This window comes from Latilactobacillus sakei subsp. sakei DSM 20017 = JCM 1157 (assembly GCF_002370355.1).
In the GTDB taxonomy this organism is placed as follows: Bacteria; Bacillota; Bacilli; order Lactobacillales; family Lactobacillaceae; genus Latilactobacillus; species Latilactobacillus sakei.
In genome coordinates, this window is record NZ_AP017929.1 from 1,916,178 (window position 1) to 1,936,922 (window position 20,745).

18 protein-coding genes, 4 tRNA genes, 1 pseudogene and 1 riboswitch are annotated in these 20,745 nt (G+C 41.2%); of the genes and pseudogenes, 5 read left to right on the plus strand and 18 right to left on the minus strand.

Annotation, left to right across the window (positions count from 1 at the left end; translation table 11 throughout):
- Window positions 1–98: 98 nt before the first annotated feature.
- The 10 genes from recA to LEUCM_RS09690 form a co-directional block, all read right to left on the minus strand.
- Window positions 99–1,166 (minus strand): recombinase RecA, encoded by a 1,068-nt coding sequence (recA, locus tag LEUCM_RS09645; protein WP_011374196.1) that lies wholly within the window; start codon window positions 1,164–1,166, stop codon window positions 99–101.
- A 182-nt stretch (window positions 1,167–1,348) separates the two neighbouring features.
- Entirely contained in the window at window positions 1,349–1,933 is a 585-nt protein-coding gene (pgsA, locus tag LEUCM_RS09650) for a CDP-diacylglycerol--glycerol-3-phosphate 3-phosphatidyltransferase (protein ID WP_056936478.1), read from the minus strand.
- 25 nt (window positions 1,934–1,958) lie between these two features.
- Window positions 1,959–2,882 (minus strand): helix-turn-helix domain-containing protein, encoded by a 924-nt coding sequence (locus LEUCM_RS09655; RefSeq protein ID WP_011374194.1) that lies wholly within the window; start codon window positions 2,880–2,882, stop codon window positions 1,959–1,961.
- Between the two features lie 81 nt (window positions 2,883–2,963).
- A complete protein-coding gene (ymfI, locus tag LEUCM_RS09660; protein WP_025016332.1) occupies window positions 2,964–3,695 on the minus strand; it encodes an elongation factor P 5-aminopentanone reductase in 732 nt (243 codons plus the stop codon).
- A complete protein-coding gene (yfmH, locus tag LEUCM_RS09665) occupies window positions 3,695–4,999 on the minus strand; it encodes an EF-P 5-aminopentanol modification-associated protein YfmH (RefSeq protein WP_025016333.1) in 1,305 nt (434 codons plus the stop codon). Before yfmH ends, ymfI begins: the two co-directional genes overlap by 1 nt.
- Entirely contained in the window at window positions 4,989–6,260 is a 1,272-nt protein-coding gene (gene yfmF, locus LEUCM_RS09670) for an EF-P 5-aminopentanol modification-associated protein YfmF (protein ID WP_011374191.1), read from the minus strand. The genes yfmH and yfmF overlap by 11 nt, the downstream gene beginning before the upstream one ends.
- Window positions 6,261–6,457: 197 nt before the next feature.
- Window positions 6,458–8,827: an FtsK/SpoIIIE family DNA translocase gene (locus LEUCM_RS09675; RefSeq protein ID WP_056936474.1), complete on the minus strand. Its 2,370-nt coding sequence runs from the start codon at window positions 8,825–8,827 to the stop codon at window positions 6,458–6,460.
- 137 nt (window positions 8,828–8,964) lie between these two features.
- On the minus strand, window positions 8,965–9,372 hold the full coding sequence (locus LEUCM_RS09680; RefSeq protein ID WP_025016334.1) for a DUF1149 family protein: 408 nt from the start codon (window positions 9,370–9,372) through the stop codon (window positions 8,965–8,967).
- Window positions 9,373–9,383: 11 nt separating this feature from the next.
- Window positions 9,384–9,893 (minus strand): tRNA (uridine(34)/cytosine(34)/5-carboxymethylaminomethyluridine(34)-2'-O)-methyltransferase TrmL, encoded by a 510-nt coding sequence (gene trmL, locus LEUCM_RS09685; RefSeq protein WP_011374188.1) that lies wholly within the window; start codon window positions 9,891–9,893, stop codon window positions 9,384–9,386.
- A 252-nt stretch (window positions 9,894–10,145) separates the two neighbouring features.
- On the minus strand, window positions 10,146–10,982 hold the full coding sequence (locus tag LEUCM_RS09690; RefSeq protein ID WP_016264719.1) for a methyltransferase domain-containing protein: 837 nt from the start codon (window positions 10,980–10,982) through the stop codon (window positions 10,146–10,148).
- Between the two features lie 88 nt (window positions 10,983–11,070).
- On the opposite strand from LEUCM_RS09690, the gene LEUCM_RS09695 reads away from it, so the two are divergent.
- From LEUCM_RS09695 to LEUCM_RS09705, 3 genes are all read left to right on the plus strand, one after another.
- A complete protein-coding gene (locus tag LEUCM_RS09695; RefSeq protein ID WP_011374186.1) occupies window positions 11,071–12,024 on the plus strand; it encodes a magnesium transporter CorA family protein in 954 nt (317 codons plus the stop codon).
- 146 nt (window positions 12,025–12,170) lie between these two features.
- The gene (locus LEUCM_RS09700; protein WP_025016335.1) at window positions 12,171–13,148 is read left to right on the plus strand and encodes a GMP reductase; all 978 of its coding nucleotides are present in this window, start codon (window positions 12,171–12,173) and stop codon (window positions 13,146–13,148) included.
- A 163-nt stretch (window positions 13,149–13,311) separates the two neighbouring features.
- Window positions 13,312–13,749 (plus strand): GNAT family N-acetyltransferase, encoded by a 438-nt coding sequence (locus LEUCM_RS09705; RefSeq protein WP_025016336.1) that lies wholly within the window; start codon window positions 13,312–13,314, stop codon window positions 13,747–13,749.
- A gap of 132 nt (window positions 13,750–13,881) precedes the next feature.
- Here LEUCM_RS09705 and LEUCM_RS09710 read toward each other — a convergent pair whose 3' ends face one another.
- Together LEUCM_RS09710 and LEUCM_RS09715 are read right to left on the minus strand one after the other, a co-directional pair.
- Complete coding sequence (locus LEUCM_RS09710; RefSeq protein WP_025016337.1) at window positions 13,882–15,021, minus strand: AI-2E family transporter; 1,140 nt, start codon at window positions 15,019–15,021, stop codon at window positions 13,882–13,884.
- Between the two features lie 15 nt (window positions 15,022–15,036).
- A complete protein-coding gene (locus tag LEUCM_RS09715; RefSeq protein ID WP_049762106.1) occupies window positions 15,037–15,426 on the minus strand; it encodes a PTS glucitol/sorbitol transporter subunit IIA in 390 nt (129 codons plus the stop codon).
- Window positions 15,427–15,574: 148 nt separating this feature from the next.
- Between LEUCM_RS09715 and LEUCM_RS09720 the strand changes: the two genes are divergently transcribed.
- Window positions 15,575–16,600, plus strand: coding sequence for a lactonase family protein (locus tag LEUCM_RS09720; protein ID WP_025016338.1), 1,026 nt, complete (start codon window positions 15,575–15,577; stop codon window positions 16,598–16,600).
- Between the two features lie 34 nt (window positions 16,601–16,634).
- Here LEUCM_RS09720 and LEUCM_RS09725 read toward each other — a convergent pair.
- Both LEUCM_RS09725 and metK read right to left on the minus strand, forming a co-directional pair.
- Window positions 16,635–18,094: pseudogene (locus LEUCM_RS09725) on the minus strand (MDR family MFS transporter).
- Between the two features lie 94 nt (window positions 18,095–18,188).
- Window positions 18,189–19,388, minus strand: coding sequence for a methionine adenosyltransferase (gene metK / locus LEUCM_RS09730; RefSeq protein ID WP_035146430.1), 1,200 nt, complete (start codon window positions 19,386–19,388; stop codon window positions 18,189–18,191).
- A riboswitch (SMK box riboswitch) is annotated at window positions 19,386–19,471 on the minus strand. (Overlaps the previous gene by 3 nt.)
- A 64-nt stretch (window positions 19,472–19,535) precedes the next feature.
- Here metK and LEUCM_RS09735 point away from each other — a divergent pair.
- Window positions 19,536–20,279 (plus strand): hypothetical protein, encoded by a 744-nt coding sequence (locus tag LEUCM_RS09735; RefSeq protein WP_226474482.1) that lies wholly within the window; start codon window positions 19,536–19,538, stop codon window positions 20,277–20,279.
- Between the two features lie 113 nt (window positions 20,280–20,392).
- Here the strand turns inward: LEUCM_RS09735 and LEUCM_RS09740 are convergent.
- From LEUCM_RS09740 to LEUCM_RS09755, 4 genes are all read right to left on the minus strand, one after another.
- Window positions 20,393–20,466: transfer RNA gene (locus tag LEUCM_RS09740), tRNA-Asp, on the minus strand.
- 12 nt (window positions 20,467–20,478) lie between these two features.
- Window positions 20,479–20,551, minus strand: a tRNA-Val gene (locus tag LEUCM_RS09745).
- 5 nt (window positions 20,552–20,556) lie between these two features.
- A tRNA-Glu gene (locus LEUCM_RS09750) sits at window positions 20,557–20,628 on the minus strand.
- Between the two features lie 17 nt (window positions 20,629–20,645).
- A tRNA-Ser gene (locus tag LEUCM_RS09755) sits at window positions 20,646–20,735 on the minus strand.
- Window positions 20,736–20,745: the final 10 nt, after the last annotated feature.

Below are 20,745 nucleotides of genomic sequence, written 5' to 3' on the forward strand. Positions count from 1 at the left end.
GTCTTGATTTGTCAGGCATTGGTCTTGATTATTCGGATATACCTAAAACAGGAGCCAGTACAAAACTAAGTTTTGGCCTGGCTCCTGTTGGTCATGCTTTATTCTTCTGTTGAATCATCTGGTAAAATATTTATTTGTTCATCTTCAGTTGTTGGGAGATCTTCTTCAGGTACATCTGAAATACCATAAGCTGCTCTGACCTTCAAACGAACTTCATCTTCGACATCTTCGTGATCAGCCAAATAGTTCTTAGCATTTTCTCGCCCTTGGCCAATTCGTTCTGAGCCATAAGAGTACCAAGAACCACTCTTATTGATAATGTCTTTTTCGACCGCCATATCAACCAATTCACCGGTTCTGGAAATCCCTTGACCGTACATGATATCAACTTCAGCGACCTTAAATGGTGGCGCAACCTTATTCTTAACGACTTTGATTCGGGCCCGGTTCCCAATCATATCTGTCCCATTTTTGATGGTTTCAGCACGACGCACTTCAAGCCGAACAGTTGAGTAGAACTTCAAAGCACGACCACCTGGTGTGACTTCGGGGTTACCAAACATCACGCCGACTTTTTCACGAATTTGGTTAATGAATAACGCAATCGTCTTCGTCTTATTAATCGTCCCTGATAATTTACGTAAGGCTTGTGACATCAAACGCGCTTGTAAGCCAACGTGGGCGTCACCCATTTCACCTTCGATTTCAGCACGTGGTACCAAAGCGGCAACTGAATCGACAACTAAAATATCAACGGCCCCACTTGATACCAAGGCATCAGCAATTTCTAAGCCTTGTTCACCAGTATCAGGTTGTGACAAGAGTAAGTCATCAATATTAACGCCAAGTGCTGTTGCATACTTAGGATCCATCGCATTTTCAGCATCGATATAAGCAGCCGTTCCACCTTGCTTTTGCACTTCTGCAACAGCATGTAACGCAACGGTTGTTTTACCTGAACTTTCAGGACCGTAAATTTCAACGATCCGGCCGCGAGGATAACCACCTACTCCGAGCGCTTCGTCCAATGCCAATGAACCAGATGAAACTGTTGAGACTTGTGTATCAACCTTTTCACCCATTCGCATAATTGAACCTTTACCAAAATTCTTTTCAATCTTCTTTAGGGCAGCATCAAGTGCTGCTTGTCTTTCATCTTTAGCCAATTAAGTGACCCTCCTTAAAAGAGTACATTTCATTACTCTCTTAGTTTACAGATTTCGTTAAACAAAAGCAAGTTAAAATCGAACAAACGTTCTTGATATTTATTCGGTCATTCTATAATACGTAATTCGCGGGGATTTTGCCAATAAAAAAACTGGCCCGCTTTAGCGACCAGTTTTGTTGATTATTTAGAAAATGAATCCTTGAAGATACCACGATTTTTGATGAAGTATTCTGTGCCTGAATAAATCGTGAAGAATAGGCAGACGTATAACATGATATCAGCCATTGGTAAGCCGATATTTGCAAAGAACACGTTATGCAAGAATAATAAAATAATCGCCAACATTTGAGTTGTCGTCTTAATCTTACCAGGCATGGCAGCAGCCATGACTTCCCCACCTTGGTTCAAAAGTAATCTGAGGCCAGTCACTGCTAATTCACGCCAAATAATAATCGCAACCACCCAAGCAGGTGCTGCACCGAGTTCAACAAGGAAGATGAAGGCTGTCATTACCAATAACTTATCCGCTAGTGGATCAGCGAATTTGCCAAAGTTAGTCACCAAATGTTGTGAACGTGCAATTTTTCCATCTAACAAATCCGTCAATGATGCGACAATAAAGATCACCGTTGCAATCAATTCACTGACTGGAATAGCCGTTCCAGCAACGAGTACTTCACCTGCCGGTACGTTAAACGCTAATAGGATTGTAAAAATAGGAATTAAAATAATTCTAAACATCGTCAATTTATTTGGTAAATTCATCGGATAGACCTCTCACATCTCTTTATTATTTTGCAAGTGTTGCTGTAAAGTTCACTGTTCGAACCTGAACTGTTTCATTATTAGGATTTAAATTAACAGCTGTGTCGTTAATCTTCATCTTCGTTGCAGGCCCGTTCCCAGTTTTAACTGAGAATTGTGTTACCCCAGCTGGTAATTGCGTTGTTTGATCAGTTCCTGGTGTAACAGAACCCTGCCAGATTGTTGACCCATTGACAATTAAGCCCACCCAAGCTGTTGTGTTTTCAGCTGAGAACGTCAATGTATTGGCTTTGTTAGGTAAGTTTTTAATTGTAAAGGCTTGTTGTGAACCACTCATACTTGTCATTGAAGCTGATAACTTAGTTTCTTTTGCTTTTTTGTCAGCTTCTTTTTTAGATTGTTCGCTTGCTTTAGAAGCTTCTTTGGCCTTGCTTTCTTGTGCTTTTTGTTGATTATCGTCTGAGCTTGCTTTTTTAGTTGTTGATTGGTCACCTGAAACCGTCACTGATGAACTGGTTTCAGTTAATGTTTCCCGATTCTTGCCACGATTACTTAACGTAATACCATAGACAATCCCAACAATCACAATCACGACAGCAACAACGGCGATTTGTGGTGCTAATCCCCGCCATTTTGACCATTTAGAGTCGGTTGTTTCGCGTGTTAATCGCGTTTGATTTTCAACTGATTTTTCAACGTATTCTTCTGGTTTTGCGTTAGGCAACTTATCTTGATATTCAGCTAATAAGGCTTCACTATCAACACCCACCGTTTGTGCGTATTGCTTAATAAACGCACGCACATAAAAAGTACCAGGGAGCGCATCGAAATCGCCCTCTTCGATTGAACTTAAATAGCGTTTTTGAATTTTCGTAATTTGTTGTAAATCATCTAATGTATAACCTTTTTCAATACGTGCTTCACGTAATTTTTGACCAATTTCGTTCATTTGAATTCCACCCACTATTATCCCATTATCATTACTCGTCATTATAGCATATTGCCACAATGATATTGTATTAAGATTTCTTTATTTTAGCCAACCACCGTCAACATAAATTGTCTGTCCTGTTAAATAATTGGCTTCTGGTGCTAACAAAGTCTGGACCCAATAAGCAATCTGTGTTGGCGTCGCAAAACGCCCAGTTGGAATCTCAGCGGCAATCGCCGCTTGTTCATCTGCTGTAAACTGTTGATTCATTTTCGTGGCTACTGCGCCAGGGGCAATCACGTTAACCGTAATGCCTAGCGAGCCGACCTCTTGTGCGTAAGCATTGGCAAACGCCGATTGCGCGCCTTTGACCGTGCTGTACGGTACTTCCATCGCACTACCACGACCGCCATAAATGGAGCCAATAAAAACAATCCGGCCCAAATCACTCTGTGCTAATTTCGACTGCAAAGCCTGTAAAATCAACATCGGTGTCTTCACGTGCACTTGCCACAACGCATCAATTTGCTCTGCAGAGACCTCTGGCAATAAGCCGTAAGTCGTCATCCCAGCGGCAAAAATAACCGCATCCACTTGAAACAGCTGACTTTTCAACTGGTCAACCGCACCAGTGCCCATCGTTAAATCCAACTGAAGTGCAAAAAAGTCTTGGCGCGCATACTGTTGACTAAGTTGCTGTTGTAGTTTGCAAATACGTTCTTGATTTTGGTTGTAGTGCAAATAAAGCGACCAGCCGTCCGCTGCTAAGCGTTCGGCAATGGTGGCGCCAATATCACCGGAGGCGCCAATAATTAAAGCTGAGCAACTCATTATTGCGCCACCTCTGGTAAGATATGGCAAACCGTCATAATTTCAATTTTGAAGAATTCGGCAGCAACTTGTGCCAAATCCGCTAATGTCACTTGTTCAATTAAACCTAACACATCAAACGGACTTACTTCATCGAAAAAGGCGTCGCTATATTGATTGGCGATTGCTTCTAATGAATTAAAGGCCTGTAGATATTCGCCGATTGCGGCTCTTTTAACCAACGCTAAATTGGCTTCTGAAAAATCAGGACTTTCCTGATAATGTTCCAAAATATTGATCAACGCATCTGATAAGCCTTGTGCATCATCTGTATCGCCACCAAGCGTGATGAAGTTAAATGAGCGTTGAATGGCATATTCATAGCCAAAGCTGTCATCCAAAATCCCTTGTTCATATAATTTTTGAACTTGTGTTGATGAATCCCCAAAGAGTAATTCTAATAACAGGTTCATCTTAATTTTCATTTCTAGTGCTTCTTGACCAGTTCCAAAATCGGTTAACCCTTTAATACCGACCATGCTCTTACTGCGTGTCACCGGCATTTCTAATGAGCGGTACGGAATAATGTCACTGCCGTCAGCTTCTTCTTCTGGTAATGAGCGGTTAATGTCGCTTGGTGCTACAAAATCTTTAGCGTCTTGATTAGCGCTGACCCACGACAATACTTCTTCAGGGTCATCGATCTGACCAACAATGAATAAATTCATATTACTTGGTTGGTAGAACGTTTGGTGCGCTTGGTACAATTCTTCAGGCGTAATTTGCGCAATACTTTCGATGGTGCCAGCAATATCCGTTCGCACTGGGTGTTGTGGATAAAGGTTGCCAATTACCGTATAAAATAAGCGCCAATCTGGTTCATCATTGTACATCTGAATCTCTTGACCGATGATGCCTTTTTCCTTATCAACCGTTGCAGTTGTAAAATAGGGTTCTTGCACAAAATCAAGCAAGATATCCAAGTTTTCCTTCAAATGACTGGTTGTTGAAAAGAGGTAGCTTGTTCGCGTGAAGCTCGTGAAAGCATTTGAACTAGCCCCAAATTGCCCAAATTTTTCAAAGGCATCATAATCCGCCTTTTCAAATAACTTATGTTCTAAGAAATGTGCAATCCCGTCAGGAACCGTCACATAGTCAGTTTGACCTGCTGGCACAAAAGTCGTATCAATTGCACCATAGTCTGTCGTTAAAATGGCATAGGTCTTGTGATAACCACTCTTAGGATAGAGTTTGACCGTTAACCCATTTTCCAGAGTTTCTTCATAGAGGGTTTCACCTAAGCGGGGATTTTGTCTAAGCTTCATTTGTGTCGACCCCTTTCAAGAAGTAGATTGCTTGCAGTTGCATCTTAGCGGCTTGTTCTTGAACCGCTTGTTTAGAAACGGCCAAAATAGCGGTCGTGAATCGACCCGCGTCTAGTTCCGTTTCGGGGACAAAAATTTGATTGAACTGTTGTTGGCCCAAATAACCTGGGCTATCAAGACTTGATTTAAATTGATTAATTAAGGCTAATTTGGTTTGTTCAAACATCGCTTGTGTAAAATCACCAGCGATAATACTTTGGCGTTGCGCTTCAATAATGGCTAGTACGCGTTCTTTTTGATGGCTTTCAATTCCGGTTTGAACCATGACAGCCCCCCGGAAAGCATCGATATTGCTAGAAGCGTAATAGGCCAAACTCGCCTTTTCACGGACATTCGTGAAGAGTAACGATAGTGGTGTCCCACCAAATAACGCGTTCATCACTAAGGCCGCGTAATAATCCTTTTGATAGAAGTAAGCTGGCAATTGATAAGCCATGTTTAACTTACCTTGTTGAACCGCTTGTTCTTCCGTCAATTCACGGACCGCATTGCTAGCAGCTTGTTGATAAAAAATCCCAGGTAGCATTTCGCCCCGTGGTGCTAGTGATAATTGCGCCAAATCAAGCGCCAATTTTTCTTCATCCACATTCCCCACAACCGTCATTTGAATTCGGTCATTTGCAATCATCTGTTGATAATAAGTGTATAAATCAGTGGCTGTAATCGTCTTTAAAACGTCAGCATCCCCATAATTAGGCGTTTGTTGCGTTTGATCTGTAAAGTAGAGTTCACGTAGTTTGAGTGCAGCATAAGTTTGTTTGTCATCGGCAACGCTATCGATATAGCGTTGCAAGTTTTCTTTTTCCCGATCAAAAGTAACCGCGTTAAAGGCTTGATCAATGACATCTGGTTTTAAAAGTAGTTCGCCAATAAAGGCAATTGCTTGTTGTTGTAAGTCGATTGTATCGCGTAAATATTGAGGGCTGACAATCCGCATTGAAATACTAAAAATCGCTAATTGTCCTTGCCGATATGCATTCATATTGAAGCCAGCCCCATACATTGCTTGGAGTTGATTGGCAATTGCAACCTGATCACGATAAGCTTGACTACTAGCAGATAAGACACTGGCTAGTAATGACCGTTTTGTCAGGGTTTCTTTAGTCGCTGGTGCCACTAATTGCACAGAAAAGCGAATTGTTTTGAATTGTTGTGTTTGTAAGATATTTAAATAAACGCCATCCATTACTTTTTGATTCATACTTGCTGCTCCTCACTGTTTTAACAGTTAAAATGGCTTGCTTTCAACTTAAGTCTTTTTAAGAATAATGTAACAGACACTATCATACCAAAAAAGTGGGTTAAACTCAAAAGCGCCACCGTTTTAACAACTCTGGTTTTTCTTTGAAAAAACGGTATTAGAATCCTGCTACTGATTCTAATACCGTTTTTTGTTCATTATTCAGTTGGTGGTTGTTCGCTTGGAACCTCTTGCAAAAGGACCTTGCGGGGTTTACTACCTTCAGAAGGCCCGATAATCCCGCGACTTTCCATTTCATCGATCAGCCGGGCTGCCCGATTATAACCGACTCTAAAACGACGTTGAACCATCGAAACACTCGCGGTTTGTTGCTTAACCACTAATTCAACCGCTTCTTGATAATATTCATCTTCTGGATCTGCCGTTTCTTGGTGTTCATCAGCCGCCGTTGGAATCATCTCTTCATCGTATTCAGCCGTCTTTTGAGCTTTGATAAAGGAAACGATGCTTTCAACATCTTGACTGGAGATAAAGGCGCCTTGAACTCGGAGTGGTTTACTCATCCCGATTGGTAGGTACAACATGTCCCCACGACCCAGGAGCTTTTCAGCCCCACTACCATCTAAGATGGTCCGTGAGTCAATCCCACTAGAAACCGCAAACGCGATCCGTGATGGAATATTGGCCTTGATTAAACCAGTAATAACATCGACAGATGGCCGTTGTGTGGCAACAATCATGTGAATCCCGGCTGCCCGGGCCATTTGTGCTAACCGGATAATGGCACTTTCAACTTCGTTACTAGCAACCATCATCAAATCAGATAATTCATCAACGATCACGACAATGTATGGTAACGCCGCGCCCTTGATTTCGCCATCTTCATTATGGCCTTGAATATACTGGTTATATTCGGTCATATTCCGCTGACCAGTATCCGCAAAAAGTTGATAGCGTCGTTCCATTTCTTTAACGACTTTATTCAACGCGTTGGCCGCTTTCTTAGCGTTGGTCACCACCGGAATCAAGAGATGCGGAATTCCGTTATAGACATTTAATTCAACCATTTTCGGATCAATCAACATCAACTTAACTTCATGGGGTTGCGCGCTCATCAAAATACTGGTGATGATCCCGTTAATCGCTACTGACTTCCCACTACCCGTTGAACCGGCAATCAAAAGATGCGGCATCTTCGCTAAATCCGACATAATCACTTTACCGGAAATATCTTTCCCTAATGGCACTGCCAACGGTTTGCCTGGATGTGGTGGCTCTTGTTCGATCATCTCTCTGAAGGAAACTGTTGAGACAGTTGTATTAGGGACTTCAATCCCGACGTATGGTTTGCCTGGAATCGGTGCTTCAATCCGAATGTCTTTGGCGGCCAGTGCTAACGCTAAATCATCGGCCAAATTAACAATCTTCGACACCTTAACACCAACAGCCGGTTGGATTTCATACTTCGTAACGGCTGGTCCTAAACTTGCACTCTTAACCGTGACATCCACGCCAAACGAATCAAAGGTTTGTTTCAAGACCTGTTGATTTTTTTCAATCGCTTCGTATTCCGCACTCTGATCTGATGGTGGAATCTGCGTCAACAATTCAGGCGTTGGCATTTCATAATCCGCATCAATTTCTACAGCATGCGTTAATTCGGCAACATCCGGCACTTGTTCTGTCGGTGTTTCCGCAGTTGCTTCTGCCTCGTTAGTTGCTTGGTGCGTTGCAATTGGTTTTGGTAAATCCTTCGGTCCATTAATCTTAAAGGTGGCTGGTTCATTCACCACAACCCCCGTTTTCTCAGGCTCGCCGGTCGGTTCTGAGGTAGGCTTTTTAACCGTCTTGGTTGGCGTCGTTTTTTCGTCAACCGCAGACAACGCATTTTGCGTTTGTTCTTTGAGCGCGCTGACTTGATCGCGGCCCTTTTCAGTGGCCTTCACCAAGCCTGATTTAGTATAGCGTCCGACTTGAAATAAGCCGTGGACAAAGCGCTGACTGCTTTTAACAACCACGCTGAAGGGAATATCCATAAAAATAAACAGCCCCATGACTGTCACTAACACGGCAATGATATAGGTCCCCATCTGTGCAAACAAAAAATGCGAACCGCTATAAATCACGGCACCAACTAGGCCACCGCCGACCTCCGTCGTAACTGCCATTTTTTGGAAATCTTCAAACAATAAGCGCCAAGTAGCTGCGACAAAATGGTTATTAATCGCTTGTTGGTGCAAGATGAAAGCTGATAGCCAAATTAAAATACCAATGTAGGCTAAACTAAAACCCACCGTTTTTTGTTGCCACAATGGTGGTTGTTTGCCATAAATTAAGAGGTAAATACCGAGCATTGCAAATAGAATTGCGCCCAGGACGAATGTGTCACCAACGAATAAGCGGAAAACATTCGCAAATAGTGCGCCGATAAATCCTAATTTCAGCCCGGAGAAAAGACTAATTAAAATAAACAAAAAGCCGACAAAATTAATCGTGTAATCAGGCTGTTGCATTTTTTTCTTCTTAGTCGTCGTTTTTTTCTTACGCTTTTTCGTTTGAGTTGCCATAAAATCTCCTTACCTTACATATCTAATCCTTATTATACACGAACTTCTGTTCAGGTTAACCCATCTTTTAGGCTTTATTCAAACAAAAAAGAAGCCCAGGTCAACCGAAGTTCCCCTTAGCTTCTCTTATTTAATCATTATGCTTCTTCTGGTGTTTCATGCGCTGTAAATTGAAGTTGAATCCCTTCGTTCAAAGCAACCGCTGTTACTTGATACGTCAAGGTTTCAATGTATTCGATTAATGGTCGTGATAATTTCATCATTTCCTTTTGTCCGATTTCATCTGGTGTGCCAAAGAAATCTAACAATTGAACAACCCGTGAAATTTGACCAGATACGGCAAAGCCGCTTCCTTGTGGCATCACTTGGAATGGTGTAACGATTTGATAGATGTTACCGGCTTTTAAATCAGCTTCTTGTAAATATTCGTCGTCAGCATCAATTTTCACTAAGCTCACTTGGATATTTTGTTGTGGTTCGGCGTCCGGTGACACACGGTCAAAATGAAAAGCATCAACGCTAATGGGATCTTTTTTAGTTTGCATTAGAAACACTCCTATTTTAATTTATCGTGATCGTACAGATGACTCTTTTCTAACCCTGGAAAATCTTGTTGCCGTAATGCTTCAAAAATGACCAATGCTGCACAGTTGGATAAATTCAAAGCCCGAATGTGATCTGACATTGGAATGCGGAGACACTGATCTTCATTTTCACGCATAAACGTTTCTGGGAGGCCAGTTGTTTCCTTACCAAACATAAAGTAATGATCAACACTTGTATCCGTCACATCCTGATCAGAATAAGCTTGCTTGGCAAACTTCGTGATCAAATAGAGGTGTTTACGATCCGGAACCGTTTCTAAAAAGGCATCCAAGTTCTTGTGGTAATTAATCTTCACTTGGTCCCAATAATCTAGACCAGCCCGTTTTAAATGTTTGTCGTCAGTTTCAAAGCCTAATGGTTCGATTAAATCTAAAACAGTATCCGTCCCGGCACATGTCCGGGCGATGTTGCCAGTATTAGCTGGAATAAGTGGTTCGTATAAAACAATATGATTAGTCACAATCTAACTTCCTTCAATAAAGATTCAGTAGCTTAATTATACACGATTTAATGGTAAAGCTCTACTGGTGCTTTCCATATAAAAAAACGTAGTCCCTCGGTTATTCACGGCGAGAAACTACGTTAGTGTCATTTCATCACTAGCTTTTATCAAAAAGTATTCTGATAAAAGTTAGGGAAAAAATTCCTTGTGGTTATTATAACGCCCTTATTTCTGACTTGCAATCAGATTTCTTAAAATTACTTTAATTTCTCATTGTTTTCCCACCAAAACCGTGACATCCAATGATATCTCTGGTAATGCCGCCAACGTAATCGCTTGTAATTGCGCCTCTGTTGCTGTCCAAGTTAAAGGTGTCATCTCGACTAAATCCGCTAGTGTTTCGGGTGTTAAGGTCATCTTTTGTTGAACCTGAATTTCTTGGTAGCCGGGAAAATGTTGTTCGAATAAGTCCAATACTGGACCATGATCGTAGCTTTCCTTTTCCTGACCCTGATATAATAATTCTCGTAGCTCGTGCAAATAACCGGCATTAGGAATGACTTTAATGAGTTGACCGTCCGGTTTGAGCACCCGTTTAAATTCTTGGTATTGCGATGGCGAAAAGATGTTCAAGACTGTGTCCAAACTCTGATCAGCAAACGGCATCCGCGCTAAATCAGCGACACAAAACCAACCTTCTTGATTGTAATCACTGGCCAGTTGAATTGCCGGTTTAGAAATATCAAAGCCGATATATTGGGCTGGTACCTGTTGGGCAAGTTGGTAAACCGGCGTTCCTTCGCCACAACCAACATCAAGAATCCGACTATTGGCCGTAAGTTGCTTAGCAATTTCATCTAAGAACGGTTTAAAGAAGCCGGCCTGTAAGAATGCCCGGCGATGGCTTAACATTTCTTTTGTATATTCAGACTTCATTTGTTTGGGTAAGAAGTACAATGTCCCATTTTTAGCCAAGTCAAAACTATGGCCCGCTTCACAAACCAATTGGTGATCACTAATAGTGGCAAACGCCCCTTGGCAAATTGGACATTGCAAGGCGCTTAAATTGGCTTGTAGGAATTGTTGCGCTAAATCAATTTTTTTCAATTCAAATTCTCCTTATTTCAATCCTTTACATTCTAAAAATATCAAGTAAACTTAGTCATATCAAGTTACCGACGAAGGAAGTGAACTCATGCTAGATACTTATCGCTTCGATGAAGCTAAAAAGAAGTTAACCAAGCATGCTAAAATCCAACCCAATAGTTGGATTAACATTACCGATCCCACGCAAGAAGAAATTGATTTACTGACTAAAAAACTGCACGTCCCTTCCGATTTCATCTATTATAGTTTAGATGCCGACGAAAGTGCGCGTGCCGAACACGATCCAGATTATAACGCGACATTAATCATTTTTAACATGCCGATTCTTGAAAAAGATGATCAGCAAGCTGATAAATTCCGCTACAAAACGAGTCCTCTAGGGATTATTGTAACAGATTCTGTCATCTTAACCATCAATAAAACGCCAGTTGATTTCTTACAGAGCTTTATTGATAATCAAATCAAAAACTTTAATCCACAGGAACAACGGCGCAGCGTCCTCCAAATTCTCTATCGCATTTCGACCATTTATCTGCAATATCTGCGAGATATCAACCGTTCCCGTGAACGTATTGAAAACCGTTTGCAAAAGTCGCTACGTAATGAAGAGCTTTACGATTTAATGGGGATTCAACGCGGGTTAGTTTATTTCATGATGTCGTTAAAAACCGATAAGATGGTACTAGCGAGTTTGATGCGCTCTAACATGTTAATGCTCAACGAATCTGAGATTGACCTCTTAGACGATATTCAAATTGAAAATCAACAAGCGATCGAAATGGCCGAGATTTCCAATTCAATTATCAATGAAACAGCTGATACGTATTCATCAATTATTAATAATAACATGAATAACGTCATGAAGTTTCTAGCATCTTATTCGATCATGCTAACCATCCCCGGCTTAGTCTTTAGTTTCTACGGGATGAACGTTGCCTTACCTTTAGCCAATTTTAAAATTAGTTGGATTGTCACCATTGCGATTTCCTTAACCATTGCGGGGCTCCTAGGGTTTCGCTTCTGGCGGAAACGTTATTTCTAAATTATTTTCAAAACACCGAGCAAACCATTATCTGGATTGTTCGGTGTTTTTTAATTGACTTTCCGATATCAACTCGTTAGAATACGTTATGTACGAATTAATCGTCGTACATAAAAATAAATGTTCGTATTTAAGGAGAATTATTCATGGACGTATTTGATTACGAAGATGTTCAACTTATTCCCAATAAATGTATCGTCAAAAGTCGAAGTGAAATTGATACCACTGTTCGCTTTGGTTCAGAGACTTTTAAAATTCCCGTGGTCCCTGCTAATATGCAAACCATTATTGATGAACCGCTGGCCATTTGGCTTGCCGAAAATCACTACTTTTATGTCATGCATCGTTTCCAACATGAAAAACGCCCGGCATTCATCAAGATGATGCACGAACGCAACCTATTCGCTTCAATTAGTGTTGGCGTTAAGGACGATGAATTTGACTTCATCAATCAACTCGCACAAGATAACCTCATCCCAGAATACATTACAATCGATATCGCTCACGGTCACTCACAAGTCGTGATTGATATGATTCAACATATCAAAAAAGTTTTACCTAAAAGTTTCGTAATCGCCGGCAACGTCGGCACACCGGAAGCGGTTCAGGACTTAGAACGCGCCGGTGCTGATGCAACTAAAGTCGGTATTGGCCCTGGTAAAGTCTGCATCACTAAAATCAAAACTGGTTTTGGGACTGGTGGTTGGCAACTTGGTGCCCTTCGCTGGTGCGCCAAGGCAGCAACCAAACCGATCATTGCTGATGGTGGTATCCGTACTAACGGTGATATCGCTAAATCAATTCGGTTTGGGGCCAACATGGTCATGATTGGTTCCCTTTTTGCCGGTCATACTGAATCTCCTGGCGAACTAGTCGAAGAAGATGGCCAACAATTTAAGGAATATTTTGGTTCAGCTTCTGAATTCCAAAAAGGTACCCACCAAAATGTTGAGGGCAAACGAATTTTAGTGCCTTACAAGGGGTCAATTAGTGACACCCTTACCGAAATGCGTCAGGATCTACAATCTTCAATTTCTTATGCTGGTGGCAAGCGCTTATCAGCACTACGAAAAGTGGATTACGTTCTTGTCCGTCATTCTATTTTTAATGGCGATATGTTGTAGACCAATTATTAAAATAATGAATCACCCTTTTTTGGGGTGATTCTTTTTTAGTTAGGTACCTAAAAACTTTCCCCCTATCTATTGAATCAGCCCCTAAACAAATGTATAATGACCTTTGTCGCTTTCACAGCGTCGACATTGAGCAGAAAAGGGTGTGAAACAAATGGATATTAAACATACACTTGGTGATAACAGTGTTATCTTTCGTGATGCAACTTACATTAGAAGAACGGTGTTTGTTCGAGAACAAAATATGCCGGAAACACAAGAAATAGATGCACATGAAGATCATACTATTCACTACGTCGGTTACATTGAGCAAGACCCAGCCGTAACCGCACGTGTCCATGTACTAAAAGATGGCGGTTTTAGAATTCAACGCGTCGCCACAATTAAGTCATTTAGAGGTCAGGGCCTTGGTTTTAAATTAATTGAGGCAATTATCGAAGATGCCAAGCGCACAAAAACGCCCTACATCATCTTATTTGCACAAGATCATGCCATTGGTTTCTATGAAAAACTAGGCTTTGAAGTGATTAGTGAAGGTGAAATGGAAGCTAACATCCCGCATCACTATATGAAACTAACAATCAATCATTAAAAAGAAAGTGTGTTTGGAACGAGTTGGCGAGTGACGCTAAGCGTAGAAGCCAGTTTCAAAAAGCATGTTTAAAAAAGGCGTGGACAAAAATTAATTTGTCCACGCCTTTTTAATTACCATTAGCATACTTCTTTATTCGTATAAGCCTGATACCTTTTTAAACCATTCAAATAAGTGTGTCACCAGGATTTTAATAATCGCATAAACCGGAATACCGACAATGACGCCAACTAATCCGAATAGCTTACCGGAGGCCAATAAGACGATAATCGTCGTGACTGGATACATCGACATCTTGCTGCCAAGGACTAACGGCGAGACTACCCGCCCTTCTAAGGTTTGCTCAACGGCAAAAACCAACAAGACTTTGATTAGCAGAATTGGTGAGATAAAAGCCGCAATAACGACCGATGGCACCAACGCTAGGAATGACCCCAAGTATGGAATCAAGTTTAACAGCCCTGCTAAAATCCCTAACGTCAATCCATATTTCATCCCAACAATCCAATAACCAATCGTAAACATCACTGCTACCCAAAAGGCAACCGTTAACTGGCCCCGAATATATTGACTGACTTGACCATTAATTTCTTCCAAGACCTGACTGGTGGTTTCCCGAATTCTAACGGGGAAGAATTTAACAAGGTAGCCTTTTAAACGATGACCGTCTTTTAACATGAAAAAGAGAATAAATGGCATCGTCACAATTGCGATTACAATATTTGTCACAACCCCGACGGCTGTCCCGATATGAGTCACAGTCGATGTTAACATCTTATTCACTTTCCCTGATAAGTTGCTTAACATATCGGTATTAATATCGTCCAATTGCTTTTGCAACGACTTAAAACTGGGATCATTAAACCAACTCATCGTCTGCTTTTGAATATTCGCCCAATACGATGGCCATTGTTTAATTAAACTCGTTGTTTGCGATTGGATAATGGGGATAATCGTTGCGACACCCCAGGCCAATAACGCCACAATCACAATAAAAATTAAGGTAATTGATAGTACTCGGTTAAGATGCCAACGATGCTCTAACCAATCAATTAGCGGATTAATCAGATAATAAAGAACCGCCGCGATAATAATCGGTAAGCCAACAATCAACATCAATTGCTGAATCGGCTCCAATAACCACGCTAATTTAGTTGCCAATAAAATAATCAGCAAAACTAGAAAAACATTTAACAAAATTACTGGTAATTTCTTATTTAAAAACCACTTAAAAAACCAAGATTGTTCCTTCGTTTGTTTACGATCAGCCACGTGCCCACCTATTTCCTACATAGTTTCTTGATACTGGATTAGCGTCCCCACTTTAAAATCGGGTTTACCTTGTAAACTAGCATCTTTAGGTGTTAAGTAAAGGCCACTTTGAAGTTGATCTTCTTCTGGTGCTGAATCAAAGATCAACGCAACATGCCCAATATTATTGAGATTTTCATTAACAAGTGCCCCAACATAAGTGACTTGATAGTGTTGTCCATCAATCACAACGATTGACTGGGTTGTCATCGTAAGTCGTTCAGATTGATTAGCCGTCGTAAAACGTTGAATGAGGGCGACTGCCTTAATCGCTGGTGTTGCTTGTTCGTTAAATAAAATAACCAGTGGTTCGGCGGCATCAATTGCTTGGGCCCCGATTGCCACGATCTCTGCTTGCATTATCATCACTGAATCTCCTCGTATTTAAGATACTCTCATTGTAGCATATTCTACTTAAACTTAACGTTTTCAAACGCCTTTTGGGTGATTAATTAAACCGTTTTCGCATGAATATGCTATACTCAAATAGTATTTGATGAAGGGAGTCTATTTTATGACTGAAGAAGTTTTAATTGGGGGTTATACCCGTCGAATTGGTAAGGGCATTTATCGTGGTACGCTCTCACCTGAAACCGCAACAATCACTGATATTAAACCTTATATCACTTTAGATAACGCCTCATATTTGGCTATTTCCAAACAACAAATTTTATATACCGTGGTTAAAGAAGGCGAGCAAGGTGGCATTGCTGCTTATGATATTTCTGGCACAACACCGGTTTATTTAAACGCCGTCTTAGCTGCTGGTGCACCACCAGCATACGTGGCTGTTGATGAGACACGTCAATTGGTCTACGCTGCTAATTACCATAAAGGCGAAATTCTGGTTTATGCCATTCAAAATGATGGCCACCTCGTATTAGCCAACACGGTCCAACACACTGGTCATGGTCCTCGTCCAGAACAAGCAAGCGCCCACGTTCATTATACCGACCTCACACCAGATAATCGGTTAGCTGTCTGTGATTTGGGCACCGATGAACTAACAACTTATACAATTGCTGACAATGGCGACTTAACTAAAACAGCAACTTACCATAGTGAACCTGGTTTTGGAACTCGACACCTCGTTTTTCATCCTAATCACCAAGTCGCTTATCTTTTAGGCGAACTTTCAAGTGAAGTCACTGTTCTCAACTATGATGCCAATACTGGTGAATTTACAGCCGTTGAAACTTATTCAATGTTGCCAGATGATTGGCACGAAGCTAATGGTGGTGCGGCAATCCGTATTTCACAAGACGGCCAATTCCTATACGCCTCAAATCGCGGCTATAATTCTATCGTGGTCTACCGTATTAGCGCAGATGGTCAACAACTCACAACGATTCAACAAATGTCAACGGATGGTGAATTCCCTCGTGACTTCAACCTCTCCGCTAACGATCAATTTCTCTTTGCCGTTAATCAAAATAGCGATAATGGTACGCTCTATCACCGAGACGCTCAAACTGGTTTATTAACCCCTTGTCAAAAAGGATTAGAGACCCCAGAAGGCGTTTGTGTGCTATTCAGATAATAAAAAAAAGATTGGCCAACTGGCCAATCTTTTTTTATTGTTTCTGACGACGATCTGATAAATTAATCCACATTGCGACTAAAATTAAGACGATTGAAGCAAAGTAGATATAATGCAAACCATTATATAGAATATGCCGTAAATCTGGTAATAAGTTTTGTGGTAATTTAGCAGCCGTTTCCGGATTAATTAATTCATTAAGCATATTTTGATTCAAGCGTGAATCACCACTAATCCCTTTGGCCAATTGACGGTTTAAAATAATCCCGTAAACTGACACCATCAATGTTTGCCCCAATGTTCGGCTCAGCGTATTAAATGAAGTTGCGACCCCCACTTTATCCGAACCCGCAACACTCTGTGACGTAACGGTGGTCGTTGTAATGATCATTCCAAAGCCAATCCCTAAACAAGCGGCGACCATTAAGAAGAACCAAAATGGCGTTGTTTGTGGCACGAGTGCTAAGACAATACTGCCACCAAGTAGAATTGCCAAACTTCCCATTAAAATCCGTTGTGGTGCATGTTTCACTAATAACTGGCCTGCCCACAATGAAGCGAAGATCCACATGATTGAACTAGGTGTCACCACGAAGCCCCCCATTGAAGCTTTCAAGCCCAGAATACCTTGCATCCACATTGGCATGTAAACTTCAAAGCCAATCAAGAAACCACTGACTAAAGCGGCGACCGCATTTTGAACCACGAAGGTCCGGTTTTTAAATAATGATAATGAGATAATAGGGTCTTGTGCTTTCTTTTCAACGCGTACGAATAAGATGAAAGCAACGACGGCAATCACGAGTGCTGGTACTAATAAGCCCCATGACAAGTGTGTTTCACCCATTAATTGGAAGCCGTATAAGAGGCCTAAAAGTGCCATCATCAGCCAGAAGCTACCCCAGTAGTCGATTGGTTGATCGCTCGTTCGTTTTTCTTCTTGTAGGAAATACCAAATTAAGCCAATGGTAATTAACCCGATTGGGACATTGATGAAGAAAATCCAATGCCACGTTAACTTATCAACGATAAAGCCACCTAAAAGTGGCGCAATAATTGAGGCAATCCCCCATGCAGAACCGTTAAAACCAAGGACTTTTGCCCGTTTTTCAATCGGATAGATATCAGCAATGATGGTGAAAGATACTGGCATAATTGCACCAGCCCCTAAGCCTTGTATTGCCCGGGAAATGATTAATGTTTCCATATGATTTGATAACCCACATAAGGATGAGCCAATCACGAATAACACTAACCCAAAATAAAAATTGGTTTCCGGCCAATCCGATCGGCCATCTTCCCATAGATGGGCGTCATCATCGCGTTTGTTAATAAATAAATTGAGAACACCCAATTCATCAAGCGCATACCGTGTAAGTTGCTAATGATTGTTGGCATCGCCGTTGAAACGATTGTCCCTTCAATTGCAGTCATAAACGTCGCGACAAACAACGCGATCGTTACTAATAATACATTTGTCTTTCTCTTCTCCATTACACCATTCTCCTCTTAATTCTAGGCATAAAAAGAGACCTTTCTTAGCTTAAATAAGTTAAGGAAAGGCCGCCTCTTTTACTCGATTGACTTCTTAGTGATTTAGCTTTGCGATACTTGCTTTTAAAGCATCAACTTTATCTAATCGTTCCCAAGAAAGGTCAACATCTGTACGCCCAAAGTGCCCATAAGCAGCTGTCTGCTCATAAATAGGTCTTTGTAAATCTAGCATTTTAATAATCCCAGCAGGTCGTAAGTCAAAGTTCTCACGAATTGCAGTTTGAATTGCTTCTTCACTCACTGTACCAGTTTCAAAAGTATTTACTGAAACGGATACCGGTTGTGCCACACCAATTGCGTAGGCTAGTTGCACTTCACATTTACGTGCTAAACCAGCGGCAACAATATTCTTAGCAATATAACGGGCTGCATAACTAGCAGAACGATCAACCTTAGTTGCGTCCTTACCAGAGAATGCACCGCCACCATGACGGGCATAACCACCATAAGTATCCACAATAATCTTCCGACCAGTTAAACCGGAATCCCCTTGTGGCCCACCAATGACGAAGCGACCAGTTGGATTAATGAAGTATTTTGTCTTATCATCCAAATATTCAGCAGGAATGACAGTTTTAATAACTTGTTCTAGCATGTCCTTTTGAATGGTTTCTAAAGTAACATCCTCATCGTGTTGTGTACTAATGACGACGGTATCAACACGTTTTGGTTGTTCGTTTTCATCATATTCAACAGTGACTTGTGCTTTTGCGTCTGGTCGTAGATAAGTTAACTGACCACTCTTACGTAGTTCAGCGACCTTACGCATCAAGCGATGTGATAAAGCGATTGGTAATGGCATTAATTCAGGTGTTTGATCGACAGCAAAGCCAAACATTAACCCCTGATCCCCTGCACCAATCTTATCGAGCGGATCTTCATCCTTCTCACGTGATTCAAGTGAATCATCGACACCTTGTGCAATATCTGGTGATTGTTCATCAAGTGCTACAATCACGGCACAATTGTCGCCATCAAAACCGTATTGGCCATCACGATAACCAATCTTCTTGATTGTTTCTCTGACAACCTTTTGGATATCAACGTAAGCCGTTGTTGAAATTTCACCTACGACTAATACTAATCCAGTTGTAACAGTTGTCTCACAAGCAACACGGGCTTGTGGATCTTGTTCTAACATCGCATCTAAGATGGCATCACTAATTTGATCCGCAATCTTATCTGGATGGCCTTCAGAAACGGATTCCGAAGTAAATAAATGTCTTTCTTGCATTTCTATGTTTCCCCCTATATATGTGTCGGTTACAAGGCCTCTTCACGGTGTGTGAATCCTATCGGGAACTTCTTATAACTCTACTACCTTAGCATAAATCACGACATATTTCAAAAGCCATTGACCTTCTTTTCAAAAAAAGTTAAGATGAAAGTCATATTATATGAAAAAGGTGTTGCTATGTTCTATCTTAGACAAAAAAAACTACCTGCTAATAATCCGCCTGCTCGGTTAATCGTATTTAACTACTTAAACCTGGGCTTAATTGTGGGATTAGCGATTCACCCTTTTCCCAAGCATCTTGATTTATACTTCATGCTAACCGCACTTTTAGGGGCATTATTAACCATTCCGCTAGTTCTTTCAACAACTAGTAAGCTAAAGCGTTCATTAGCCGCTAGCGGCCTGCTAATTGCGTTGATCATTAGTCTAATTGTTGGTCGTCATTCACTCATTTGGGCCGGTACTTTACTAGCGATTACCAGTTTATTGGTACTTGTGCCGTTTATCTTTCCAAAACAGTTTAACAATCATTGGTTGCGATTAGTTTGTCAGTTTTTATTAGCGCCTTACTTTTTCCTGGCAACTTTGATTTTCAATGGCATTCATTTCTTACCTGAAGCCTTGCTCGTCAAGATTGGTCTCTTCTTAGGGTTAATTTTCCTTTTTGAACTGATTCCAACTAATAAGATGCTCACCGTTGTTGGTGACTGCCTCTGGTTAATCACCGTTCTTTTGATCATTGCGACTAAAATCATCGTAGGCTGGCAATTATTGCCTTTTATTATTGCTCAACTATTGTTGCTAGCAACGCAACTGGGTTTCATTAAAAATAATACTTATTTACATGAGCTTTATTATCTCATTTTTATTACTGGTTTATTTCTATAAGTCCTTAAAAGCAGCCTAGACTGGCTGTTTTTTATAGCCTGATTTATCTTTTTAAACGCACAAAAAAAGCATCGGTCGTTTATAACGACTGATGCTTTTAACCGTCTTTTTGACGGTCACAACGGGACTCGAACCCGTGATCTCCTGCGTGACAGGCAGGCGTCCTAACCAGCTAGACCATGCGACCTTAAAATAAAAATGGAGGTTACAGGGCTCGAACCTGTGACCCTCTGCTTGTAAGGCAGACGCTCTCCCAACTGAGCTAAACCTCCAAAAATGACCCGTACGGGATTTGAACCCATGATACCGCCGTGAAAGGGCGGTGTCTTAACCACTTGACCAACGGGCCATACTATCATTATATAACGGAGAGTGAGGGATTCGAACCCTCGAAACAGGTCATACCCATTTACATGATTTCCAATCATGCTCCTTCGGCCGCTCGGACAACTCTCCAAAATGATTT